General features: G+C 44.0%; 11 protein-coding genes and 11 tRNA genes. 21 read left to right on the top strand and 1 reads right to left on the bottom strand.

The features are described 5' to 3' along the window. Positions 1-1,109: 1,109 nt before the first annotated feature. The 9 genes from J7I80_RS19200 to J7I80_RS19240 all read left to right on the top strand — a co-directional run bounded on the left by J7I80_RS19200 (position 1,110) and on the right by J7I80_RS19240 (position 8,332). The gene (locus J7I80_RS19200; RefSeq protein WP_214740484.1) at positions 1,110-1,943 is read left to right on the top strand and encodes an RsbT co-antagonist protein RsbRA; all 834 of its coding nucleotides are present in this window, start codon (positions 1,110-1,112) and stop codon (positions 1,941-1,943) included. Further along, positions 1,940-2,296 carry an STAS domain-containing protein gene (locus J7I80_RS19205; protein ID WP_041967776.1) on the top strand — a complete coding sequence of 119 codons (357 nt, stop codon included), beginning with the start codon at positions 1,940-1,942 and terminating at the stop codon, positions 2,294-2,296. The genes J7I80_RS19200 and J7I80_RS19205 overlap by 4 nt, the downstream gene beginning before the upstream one ends. Positions 2,297-2,300: 4 nt before the next feature. Then, positions 2,301-2,702 carry an anti-sigma regulatory factor gene (locus tag J7I80_RS19210; RefSeq protein ID WP_214740486.1) on the top strand — a complete coding sequence of 134 codons (402 nt, stop codon included), beginning with the start codon at positions 2,301-2,303 and terminating at the stop codon, positions 2,700-2,702. Positions 2,703-2,713: 11 nt separating this feature from the next. Next, entirely contained in the window at positions 2,714-3,724 is a 1,011-nt protein-coding gene (locus J7I80_RS19215) for a PP2C family protein-serine/threonine phosphatase (protein ID WP_214740488.1), read from the top strand. 58 nt (positions 3,725-3,782) lie between these two features. Continuing rightward, on the top strand, positions 3,783-4,115 hold the full coding sequence (locus J7I80_RS19220; protein WP_214740490.1) for an anti-sigma factor antagonist: 333 nt from the start codon (positions 3,783-3,785) through the stop codon (positions 4,113-4,115). After that, entirely contained in the window at positions 4,112-4,585 is a 474-nt protein-coding gene (gene rsbW / locus J7I80_RS19225; RefSeq protein ID WP_079504369.1) for an anti-sigma B factor RsbW, read from the top strand. The genes J7I80_RS19220 and rsbW overlap by 4 nt, the downstream gene beginning before the upstream one ends. Then, entirely contained in the window at positions 4,563-5,357 is a 795-nt protein-coding gene (gene sigB, locus J7I80_RS19230) for an RNA polymerase sigma factor SigB (RefSeq protein WP_214740492.1), read from the top strand. Before rsbW ends, sigB begins: the two co-directional genes overlap by 23 nt. Further along, positions 5,354-5,953 carry a PP2C family serine/threonine-protein phosphatase gene (locus tag J7I80_RS19235; protein WP_214740494.1) on the top strand — a complete coding sequence of 200 codons (600 nt, stop codon included), beginning with the start codon at positions 5,354-5,356 and terminating at the stop codon, positions 5,951-5,953. The genes sigB and J7I80_RS19235 overlap by 4 nt, the downstream gene beginning before the upstream one ends. A 210-nt stretch (positions 5,954-6,163) precedes the next feature. Further along, positions 6,164-8,332: a Tex family protein gene (locus tag J7I80_RS19240; protein ID WP_214740503.1), complete on the top strand. Its 2,169-nt coding sequence runs from the start codon at positions 6,164-6,166 to the stop codon at positions 8,330-8,332. 31 nt (positions 8,333-8,363) lie between these two features. Here the strand turns inward: J7I80_RS19240 and cmpA are convergent, their stop codons facing one another. Beyond that, positions 8,364-8,483, bottom strand: coding sequence for a cortex morphogenetic protein CmpA (cmpA, locus tag J7I80_RS19245; RefSeq protein WP_192472919.1), 120 nt, complete (start codon positions 8,481-8,483; stop codon positions 8,364-8,366). A gap of 95 nt (positions 8,484-8,578) precedes the next feature. On the opposite strand from cmpA, the gene J7I80_RS19250 reads away from it, so the two are divergent. The 12 genes from J7I80_RS19250 to J7I80_RS19305 all read left to right on the top strand — a co-directional run bounded on the left by J7I80_RS19250 (position 8,579) and on the right by J7I80_RS19305 (position 10,344). Then, positions 8,579-9,052 carry a SprT family protein gene (locus J7I80_RS19250; protein WP_214740496.1) on the top strand — a complete coding sequence of 158 codons (474 nt, stop codon included), beginning with the start codon at positions 8,579-8,581 and terminating at the stop codon, positions 9,050-9,052. Positions 9,053-9,172: 120 nt separating this feature from the next. Next, a tRNA-Asn gene (locus tag J7I80_RS19255) sits at positions 9,173-9,247 on the top strand. A gap of 16 nt (positions 9,248-9,263) precedes the next feature. Beyond that, positions 9,264-9,354: transfer RNA gene (locus J7I80_RS19260), tRNA-Ser, on the top strand. Positions 9,355-9,369: 15 nt separating this feature from the next. Beyond that, positions 9,370-9,444, top strand: a tRNA-Glu gene (locus tag J7I80_RS19265). 45 nt (positions 9,445-9,489) lie between these two features. After that, a tRNA-Asp gene (locus J7I80_RS19270) sits at positions 9,490-9,565 on the top strand. Between the two features lie 6 nt (positions 9,566-9,571). Further along, positions 9,572-9,646, top strand: a tRNA-Gln gene (locus tag J7I80_RS19275). Between the two features lie 6 nt (positions 9,647-9,652). Next, a tRNA-Lys gene (locus J7I80_RS19280) sits at positions 9,653-9,728 on the top strand. 60 nt (positions 9,729-9,788) lie between these two features. Then, positions 9,789-9,873, top strand: a tRNA-Leu gene (locus J7I80_RS19285). Between the two features lie 58 nt (positions 9,874-9,931). Then, positions 9,932-10,017: transfer RNA gene (locus tag J7I80_RS19290), tRNA-Leu, on the top strand. Positions 10,018-10,080: 63 nt separating this feature from the next. Then, a tRNA-Arg gene (locus J7I80_RS19295) sits at positions 10,081-10,157 on the top strand. 15 nt (positions 10,158-10,172) lie between these two features. Then, positions 10,173-10,249 (top strand) — tRNA-Pro (locus tag J7I80_RS19300). Between the two features lie 21 nt (positions 10,250-10,270). After that, positions 10,271-10,344 (top strand) — tRNA-Gly (locus J7I80_RS19305). Positions 10,345-10,370 lie beyond the last annotated feature (26 nt).

Here is a 10,370-nt window from a genome sequence, read left to right on the forward strand (position 1 = left end):
TAGCAGCTTGTCTCTTTTTTATTTGGTGCCGGAAGGTTTGTGTTGGTCTGACAGGTTTCGCGTGGGAAGAGGGGTCAGAAGATAGTCCGAGTTCAGACAGGTTTGACGTAGGAAGCGGAAAAGTTGTCAAGAAAAGCTCGGAATTGTGACAGGTTTGGGTTGGAAAGCGGAAAAGTTGTCAAGAAAAGCTCGTGATTGTGACAGGTTTGACGTAGGAAGCGGAAAAGTTGTCAAGAAAAGCTCGTGATTGTGACAGGTTTGGAAGGGAAAGCGGAAAAGCTGTCAAGAAAAGCTCGTGATTGTGACAGGTTTGGAAGGGAAAGCGGAAAAGTTGTCAAGAAAAGCTCGTGATTGTGACAGGTTTGGAAGGGAAAGCGGAAAAGCTGTCAAGAAAAGCTCGGAATTAAGACAAGTTTGGGTTGGAAAGCAGAAAAGTTGTCAAGAAAACCCGTGATTGTGACAGGTTTGACGTAGGAAGCAGAAGAGCTGTCAAGAAAAGCTTGGGATTGTGACAGGTTTGGCGTGGGAAGCGGAAAAGCTGTCAAGAAAAGCTCGGAATTAAGACAGGTTTGGGTTGGAAAGCAGAAAAGCTGTCAAGAAAAGCCTGGAATTGTGACAGGTTTGGGTTGGAAAGCGGAAAAGCTGTCAAGAAAAGCTCGTGATTGTGACAGGTTTGGAAGGGAAAGCAGAAAAGCTGTCAAGAAAAGCTCGGAATTAAGACAGGTTTGGGTTGGAAAGCAGAAAAGCTGTCAGAAGTTACCCCAAAGTAAGCACCGGTTTTAAAATATGCTGTCTAATCCCGTTCGCCGACCAACCCTGGCATCAAGTGTTCGGAGCAAAAACAGCACCGCCGTTCGCAACTAAAAGAGATTTTCATCAGGTAAAATGGAATACGGAAAAAGTGGAATAATAACAATAATACCTGCATAGCGATATTCGCAGAATCCTGTCGATAAGTTGATTTTATTTGACGAAAGAAAACTGTTATCATTAAATGGAGATATATAATCAGGAATTTATGAATATTTATTTACAGTTTTAAAATTGGTTTACAATTGCTCGGTAGAGGGTAAAGTAAAATTTTGTTGTGATAGAATGGGGAGGATGGAATGAATAAAATAATCTCGAATTATATCCAGGCTCATAAGCAGGACATCCTGGATCAATGGATAGATAGGACAAAAGAAGAAGCAGATGACCGGGTGGTCCGCCTTGTTTCAGATCGGGTTTTTCAGTCTGCGAGCAAGGAATTCATCGATTTGATCATCTCGAATTTCAAAGGGACGAGCGAAGAGTACAATGAAAGGCTGACGGATTTTGCTGAAAAAGTTGTCAGGCTTGGCTGGCCGTTGACGTTCGTCACGAAAGGTCTTCACACCTTTAATTTGATTGTTTTTGAAGGCATGCAGAAAGAAGGTGCCGTGACGCAGGAGAATCAGATGGAGATTGTTTACGAGTTTGACCGCTGGGCAACTCCGATGAATAATGAAATCGTCAGCGTCTATTCATCCACATGGGAAAGAACAGTTTCCCTCCAGAAAATTGCTTTGCAGGAGCTATCTGCCCCGCTCATTCCTGTGTTTGAAGGAATTACGGTAATGCCATTAGTAGGTACGATTGATACTGAGCGTGCAAAGCAAATCATGGAAAACCTGCTGAAGGGGGCGGTCAAACACCGTTCCGAAGTAGTTCTGATTGATATTACGGGTGTACCTGTTGTTGATACGATGGTTGCCCATCATATTATCCAGGCAGCGGATGCTGTTAGGCTCATCGGTGCCAAGTGCATGCTTGTAGGGATCCGTCCTGAAATTGCGCAGACCATCGTGAACCTCGGCATTGACCTGAACCAGTTTACAACAAAGAATAACTTAAAAAAAGGAATCGAAGCAGCTCTTGAGCTGACAAATAAAAAAATCGTTTCATTGGAGGGAGCAAAGTGAGAATACCTATCCTAAAGCTGGATGATTGTCTGTTGGTTTCCATTCAATGGGAGCTTGATGACCAGACCGCTCTTCAATTTCAAGAGGATTTGCTCCACAAGATTCATGAGACAAGTGCCAATGGGGTCGTCATCGATCTAACCTCAATCGACTTCATCGACTCTTTTATCGCCAAGGTTCTTGGGGACGTCATCAATATGTCCAAGCTCATGGGTGCGATTGTAGTCATTACCGGAATCCAGCCTGCTGTTGCCATAACGCTAATAGAATTAGGTATCGGCCTTGATGATGTCCTAACTGCATTAGATTTAGAAAAAGGTTTGGAGAAATTACAACAGGAATTGGGGGAGTAGGTGAATGGACATCCAATCCTGCGTTACGATCATAAACGAATGGGACATCGTGGCAGCACGCCAGCTTGGCCGGAATGTTGCGAAGGAGCTTGGTTTTGGAACAGTTGACCAGGCACGAATTACCACCGCCATCAGTGAATTGGCCAGAAATATCTACTTATACGCCGGCAAAGGGCAGATTTGCATCGATAAATTATATGACGGCGGTAAAGCGGGATTGCGAATCAACGCAGTGGACAGCGGCCCAGGTATAAAGGAAATACGCCAAGTCATGGAAGATGGCTTTTCAACATCAGGAGGACTAGGAGCCGGCCTTCCCGGAGTGAAGCGTCTAATGGATGAGTTCGACATAGACTCGAGCCCCGGACAAGGAACACAGATTAAAGCGACTAAATGGCTCCGATAGGGGGAGAAAGTATGGATTTCCGAGAAATGATGGAATCAAAGTATCGGGATATTCTTGACAATTATATAAATGAGCAAACCGAGCAGGCATTATATGCAGGGCAGAAATTCAGCCGCAAGTCGATTGAGCATAAAATCGCACCGGAAGAAATCGTCAGCCTCCATAAAAGCATACTGCTTGAGATGTATCCTGAACTTCCAGAAGATATCATGCATTCCTTTGATATCCTCCTTGAGGTGATGATTGCCTATGGTATCGCATACCGAGAGCATCAAAGCCTGAGACACCAGCAGGAGGAATTAAGATCCGAAATGGAGATTGCCGCCAATGTTCAGCAAACCTTGCTGGGTACGAAAATTCCAACTGTGCCTGGGATTGATATCGGGGCCATCAGTGTCCCGGCAAAGCATATGAATGGTGACTATTTCCATTTTGTCCAGGATGAGAACAATAATATCAGTGTCGCGATCGCTGATGTCATTGGAAAAGGCATTCCGGCCGCTCTTTGTATGTCCATGATCAAGTATGCGATGGACAGCCTGCCAGAAAACCGGCTTGATCCGAGCAGCATCCTGGAAAACCTGAACAGAGTCGTTGAGCAGAACGTTGACCCAAGCATGTTCATCACGATGTTCTACGGAATGTTCAATCCTTCCAATAATATCTTCTATTACGCATCTGCAGGGCACGAGCCTGGCTTCTATTATGATTCCAAAAAGAAGGAATTCTCAGAGTTGGTCGCCAGAGGCCTGCTGCTAGGAGTGGACAAGCGGACAAAGTATACCCAGTATGAGAAAGAAATACTTCCTGGGGATATGGTGATCCTGATGTCTGACGGAGTGACCGAGTGCAGAACGGAAGAAGGATTCATCGAAAAGGAAACATTAATCGGATATATAAATAAATATATTCACTTAAATGCTCAGGAAATTGTCAATAATATCTTTAGGGAACTTGAAAAACTTCAGCATTTCCAATTGCGTGATGATTTTACTCTAATCATTTTGAAAAGAGATGTTTAATCGGGTTCCAAATCGGGTAAATCAAAAGAGCAATTGAATTGTAAAGGGTGGGTCATTTATGAATATTTCGATAGATGTGAAAGAAACAGAATCAAAATTAGCAGTCAAGGTAAGTGGCGAAATTGATGCATATACAGCTCCACAGTTACGTGAAAAGCTTTTCCCTATGTCCGAAAAAGAGGGCGTAAAGATGGTTGTTGACCTTTCAGAGGTCAATTATATGGATAGTACAGGGCTTGGAGTATTTGTGGGAGTATTCAAAAACGTGCGTGCACATGATGGCGAGTTTAAAATCGTTGGGTTGTCCGAGCGTTTACAGAGACTTTTCGAAATCACTGGCTTGGCCGATATTATCGATATAAACAGCCAGATTGAGGGTGGAGTGCAATGAACCAGTCATTTGACTATATTGAGATGAAAATCCCGGCTAAACCGGAATTCGTGGGTGTCATTCGTTTGACCCTGTCTGGTATTGCAAGCCGCATGGGTTTTTCCTACGACGAAATTGAAGACTTAAAAATTGCTACCAGCGAAGCTTGTACCAACGCTGTACAGCATGCATATAAAAACAATGAGAACGGCGAAGTCATCATTGGTTTCGGATTGTATGAAGACAAGCTTGAAGTGATGGTTGCAGATAATGGCCAGAGCTTTGATTTCCACTCAGCACGCCAGGGATTAGGTCCTTATGATCAGAATAGTTCTGTGGAATTCCTTCGCGAAGGAGGCTTGGGACTGTATCTGATCGAAACCTTGATGGACGAGGTTCGAATCCATCACAAAGAGGGCGTCACGGTCTTTATGACCAAGTACCGAGAAGGAGAGCAGGTGGAGAGAGATGCAGAGACAATCTCAACCTAAGCAAAGGCCAAAAGAAGAGATTAATGAATTAATCAAAGCCTACCAGCTGCATGAGGATGCAGACGCCCAGAATGAGCTGGTTCTTCACTATCAAAACCTTGTCGAAACAATCGCGAGAAAGTACTCAAAGGGAAGGTCGTTCCATGAGGATATTTTCCAGGTAGGGATGATCGGCCTTTTAGGCGCAATCCGCCGTTACGATGAAACATTCGGTAAAAGCTTTGAAGCATTTGCCGTACCGACTATTATTGGTGAAATCAAAAGATTTTTAAGAGATAAAACATGGAGTGTCCATGTACCGCGCAGAATAAAAGAGCTTGGTCCAAAAATCAAGACGACAGTCGAAGATTTGACCACCCATCTGCACCGCTCTCCGCGTGTGGATGAAATTGCGGAAGCACTTCAGGTTTCCGAAGAAGAAGTATTGGAAGCCATGGAGATGGGGAAAAGCTACCAGGCATTATCTGTTGACCATTCTATAGAAGCCGATTCTGACGGAGGAACAGTCACCCTGTTGGATATCGTTGGAAACATTGATGATGGCTATGAAAAAATCAATCAAAGAATGGTGCTCGAAAAAGTACTCCATGTACTAAGTGAACGCGAAAAGTTAATTATCCAATATACCTATCTTGATAATCTGAGCCAGAAAGAGGCTGGAGACAAGCTTGGTATTTCGCAAATGCATGTATCCAGACTTCAAAGAAGGGCAATCAAAAAGCTTCAAGAAGCGATCCATGCGGAAAACAACAATTCGGAGTACATTACATGATTCAACAGTTCAAAGACAAAATAGAACTTTATGCTTACCAGACAATTAAAGAAGGTAAAATAGAGTGCGGTGACAGCTATTATTATACAGCTACTGATGAATATTTTGTCTGTGTACTTGCTGATGGATTAGGGTCCGGGCAATACGCCCATGAAGCCTCTGCGGCCGTCGTTTCAGTAGTGGAGCAAAACCACCATGAAGACGTAGATACGCTCATGAAATACTGCAACAATATACTGGTGCAAAAAAGAGGAGCCGCTGTTTCAATCTTCAAAGTCTATTTCGAAACCCGGGAGTTCGTATACAGCTGCGTCGGAAATATCCGCTTCTTTCTCTATACATCAAGTGGCAAGCTGACATACCCATTGCCAGTCACGGGTTATCTGTCAGGTAAGCCGCAGGTGTTTCATACCCAGAGATTCGTTTATGAGCCAGAATCAAAATTCCTGATTTACTCAGACGGTTTTGACAATATCCACGGCGCTAAAACGATATTGAAGGGGTATCGCTCGGTTGGTGCAATCGCAGAACAAATCAAAAGTGAATATGCCAACTCAATGGATGATGCAACTTTTATTGTAGGAAGTCTACTTTAGCCGGTGGGCTTCTTTTTGTTTTTTAAAGCCGGGTAACACCCGCTGGAACTTAGGCTATAATAAAAGCTGACACAAGAAAAGACAAACGGGAAGATTACATCCCCGTTACAAATTAACCGGAACTGTAAACCACCCTGCGATTTTGGTACACTATTAAAGTGCCAAGCAATATCAAAATAGATTATGGAGGATTGTCTCTTGACTCAAACAATGGATAAGCAAGATCAATATGTAAAAATCATTGCCAAAGAGCAATCGTTAACAGCTAAACAAGTGCAAAGTGTCATTTCATTAATAGATGAAGGAAACACTGTGCCGTTCATAGCCCGTTACCGAAAGGAAATGACCGGTGCGCTTGATGAAGTGCAAATCCGTGACATCGTTGAAAGATGGCAATACATACAGAATTTAGAACAGCGCAAAGAGGAAGTCATCAGGCTCATCGAAGAACAAGGAAAGCTGACTGACGAATTGAAGGGCAGCATCGAAAAAGCAATCAAGCTCCAGGAAGTAGAAGACCTCTATCGTCCCTACAAGCAAAAAAGAAGGACGAAAGCGACTGTCGCAAAAGAAAAAGGCCTTGAACCTCTTGCTCAATGGATGCTGGAGTTTCCGGTAAACGGAAGTCTCGAAGAAAAAGCCAGCGAGTTTTTATCAGAAGAAAAAGGTGTTGAATCTATCGAAGATGCGATTGCCGGCGCGAAAGACATTATCGCTGAAATTGTTTCCGATGACGCAGACAGCCGCAAATGGATTCGAAATGAAACCTTTAAAACTGGCTCCATTGAATCTTCGGTAAAAAATGAAGAACAAGATGAGAAAAATGTTTATGAAATGTATTACGAATACTCGGAACCAGTCAGTAAAGTGGTGCCGCACCGAATCCTTGCACTCAATCGCGGTGAAAAAGAAGATCTGTTGAGAGTGTCAATAAGGCCGAAAGCAGATGTCATTATGAGCTACTTGCAGCGTAAGTGGGTTACTAAAAATCACTCTGTCGCAGCAGCTGCAGTAACAGAAGCTATCGAGGATGCATACAAGCGACTGATCCAGCCGTCAATCGAACGTGAGATCAGGAATGAACTGACAGAAAAAGCTGAAGAGCAAGCGATTCACATTTTCTCGGAAAACCTGCGAAAACTGCTATTGCAGCCTCCGCTAAAAGGGAAGGTCGTCCTGGGTGTAGACCCTGCATTCAGAACGGGCTGTAAGCTTGCTGCTGTAGATGAAACGGGAAAAGTATTATCAATCGGAGTTATTTACCCTCATACCTCTAGCTCAAAAAATACCGAGGCAAAGGACAAGTTCATTAAAGTCCTGAAAGATTATGAGGTAGAGATGGTTGCGATCGGCAACGGTACTGCTTCCAGGGAAACGGAACAATTCGTGTCAGACATCCTGAAAGAAATGGATAAGGAGATTTTCTATCTCATTGTCAATGAGGCAGGTGCGAGTGTCTATTCAGCATCAGACCTGGCCCGCGAAGAATTCCCTAACTACCAGGTAGAAGAACGAAGTGCAGTTTCAATTGCCCGTCGTTTGCAGGACCCGCTGGCTGAACTCGTTAAAATCGATCCCAAATCCGTCGGTGTCGGCCAGTACCAGCATGATGTCAGCCAGAAAAAGCTATCCGAATCACTGACATTCGTTGTCGAGACAGCAGTTAATCAGGTGGGAGTCAATGTAAATACAGCCTCATCTTCTTTATTGCAGTATGTATCCGGCCTTTCTAAAACTGTAGCCAATAATATAGTAAAGAAGCGTGAGGAAGAAGGGAAGTTCACAAGCAGAGCGCAGCTGAAAAAAATCCCTCGTCTCGGAGCGAAGACCTATGAACAGGCAATTGGATTCCTTCGTGTCATTGATGGAAAGGAACCTCTCGACCGGACGGGCATCCACCCGGAAAGTTACGGTGAGGTAAAGCAGCTGCTTGATAGTCTGGGTTTCAAATCAAAAGATTTAGGGACTCCTGCATTAAAAGATGCCCTCGCGAAAATTAACATCGACCAAACTGCGGATGAACTAGGAATCGGGAAACTTACACTGAAAGATATCATTGATGCACTTGTAAGACCTGAACGAGATCCGCGGGATGAGCTTCCAGCACCTTTATTGAAAAAGGATGTATTAAAGCTGGAGGATCTAAAAACAGGAATGGAACTTCAAGGTACTGTACGGAACGTGGTTGACTTCGGTGCTTTCGTTGATATTGGCGTAAAGCAGGATGGACTGGTCCATATCTCAAAGCTAAGCAACCGCTTCGTAAAACACCCGCTGGATATTGTATCCGTCGGGGACGTTGTTACTGTATGGGTGGACAGTGTCGACCAGAAGAAAGGACGAGTCGCCTTGACAATGCTTAAGCCTGACCAGGCATAATACAAAAGACTGCAGGGATGCCTGCAGTCTTTTAATCGTTTAAGCCCTGTTTATTTCTATAAAAGTACCAGCATTGGTTTAGAAGTTTGATTTGATACCTGTTTTTCTCGTAGAAGGCTCGTTTCATTTGATTCTGAAACCAGACAGGCATATCGCAATACCTCCTTAAGATAATACGTTAAAAGGTAACATTAATATATGCTATAATGGGTTGTCATGTTTCTATAAAAGGCAGGCGTTTTACAAATGACTGATCAAGAGTTGCATAATCTTGTAGTGGCGATCTCTAATGAATACTTCCATAAGCCATTCAGGCATAAGGCGTTCTTCAACCCAAGGCTCCGCACTACAGGAGGACGTTATATGCTGAGCAGCCATAACATTGAAATTAATAAAAAGTATTTTGAGCAGCTGGGTGAAGCAGAGCTCGTTGGGATCATTAAGCATGAACTATGCCATTACCACCTTCATATAGAAGGAAAAGGTTACAAGCATCGCGATAAAGATTTCCGAGATCTATTAAAGAAAGTAGATGCCCCGAGGTTTTGTTCGGTGCTTCCGGAGGAGAAGAAAAGAAGGGCGAAACAGAAATTCGTTTTTTATCAGTGCAGCAGCTGTAAGTTGACTTATCGCCGTAAAAGATCTATAAATACCTCAAAATACGTGTGCGGAAAATGCAGAGGAAAACTGATTAAAGTGAAAGAAATGTCTATAGAATAAGGCTTTACGGGCTTTTTAAAAAGAAATAAAAAACTTATCAAAAACACCCTTGACTTTTACTAGGCAGCTCCCTATAATAGTAAGAGTCGACAAGACAACGACATCGAAAATTAAAGTTATTCCGCAGTAGCTCAGTGGTAGAGCACTCGGCTGTTAACCGAGCGGTCGTAGGTTCGAATCCTACCTGCGGAGCCATTAATTTCAAAGGTATGGGGAAGTACTCAAGAGGCTGAAGAGGCGCCCCTGCTAAGGGTGTAGGTCGGGTAACCGGCGCGAGGGTTCAAATCCCTCCTTCTCCGCCAGAACCTTTTAAATATGGCCCCTTGGTCAAGCGGTTAAGACACCGCCCTTTCACGGCGGTAACACGGGTTCGAATCCCGTAGGGGTCACCAAAGTTTTTTCGCGACAGCGAAAATAATCATCTTAATTCTATATCTGGTCCCGTGGTGTAGCGGTTAACATGCCTGCCTGTCACGCAGGAGATCGCCGGTTCGATCCCGGTCGGGACCGCCATTTTATTGGGCTATAGCCAAGCGGTAAGGCAACGGACTTTGACTCCGTCATGCGTTGGTTCGAATCCAGCTAGCCCAGCCATTTTTTGAGCCATTAGCTCAGTCGGTAGAGCATCTGACTTTTAATCAGAGGGTCGAAGGTTCGAGTCCTTCATGGCTCACCAAGTTTTTTTCACGACTATGATTTAATCATGTCGGTGATAATCAACTTACAATATTAATATGCGGGTGTGGCGGAATTGGCAGACGCACCAGACTTAGGATCTGGCGCCGCAAGGCGTGGGGGTTCGACTCCCTTCACCCGCACCATTAATTACCTATTGATTAATGAACTTAAATTAGTTAATATATAATCCTGTCATGTTTTGCGGTCGTGGCGGAATGGCAGACGCGCTAGGTTGAGGGCCTAGTGGGGGCAACCCCGTGGAGGTTCAAGTCCTCTCGGCCGCACCAAAAGAAATGTTGACACGCTTTATCACCTGTGTTAATATATAAAAGTTGCTAGTAAAACAATATGCGCCCGTAGCTCAATTGGATAGAGCGTCTGACTACGGATCAGAAGGTTATGGGTTCGACTCCTTTCGGGCGCGCCATTATTTTTTCAATAACGGGGAGTAGCTCAGCTTGGTAGAGCACTTGGTTTGGGACCAAGGGGTCGCAGGTTCGAATCCTGTCTTCCCGACCATTCAGCAATTCAACTTTATATGCGGGTGTAGTTTAGTGGTAAAACCTCAGCCTTCCAAGCTGATGATGAGAGTTCGATTCTCTTCACCCGCTCCAATTTCATTGTTCTTTGAAAACTAAAC

This window comes from Bacillus sp. ISL-41 (genome assembly GCF_018613235.1).
Taxonomy (GTDB): domain Bacteria; phylum Bacillota; class Bacilli; order Bacillales; family Cytobacillaceae; genus Mesobacillus.

Bases quoted from the DNA above. Each gene is read 5' to 3' on its own strand.
- J7I80_RS19200 (WP_214740484.1), top strand. From the start codon at position 1,110: ATGAATAAAATAATCTCGAATTATATCCAGGCTCATAAGCAGGACATC.
- J7I80_RS19210 (WP_214740486.1), top strand. From the start codon at position 2,301: ATGGACATCCAATCCTGCGTTACGATCATAAACGAATGGGACATCGTG.
- J7I80_RS19215 (WP_214740488.1), top strand. From the start codon at position 2,714: ATGGATTTCCGAGAAATGATGGAATCAAAGTATCGGGATATTCTTGAC.
- J7I80_RS19220 (WP_214740490.1), top strand. From the start codon at position 3,783: ATGAATATTTCGATAGATGTGAAAGAAACAGAATCAAAATTAGCAGTC.
- rsbW (WP_079504369.1), top strand. From the start codon at position 4,112: ATGAACCAGTCATTTGACTATATTGAGATGAAAATCCCGGCTAAACCG.
- sigB (WP_214740492.1), top strand. From the start codon at position 4,563: ATGCAGAGACAATCTCAACCTAAGCAAAGGCCAAAAGAAGAGATTAAT.
- J7I80_RS19235 (WP_214740494.1), top strand. From the start codon at position 5,354: ATGATTCAACAGTTCAAAGACAAAATAGAACTTTATGCTTACCAGACA.
- J7I80_RS19240 (WP_214740503.1), top strand. From the start codon at position 6,164: ATGGATAAGCAAGATCAATATGTAAAAATCATTGCCAAAGAGCAATCG.
- cmpA (WP_192472919.1), bottom strand. From the start codon at position 8,483: ATGCCTGTCTGGTTTCAGAATCAAATGAAACGAGCCTTCTACGAGAAA.
- J7I80_RS19250 (WP_214740496.1), top strand. From the start codon at position 8,579: ATGACTGATCAAGAGTTGCATAATCTTGTAGTGGCGATCTCTAATGAA.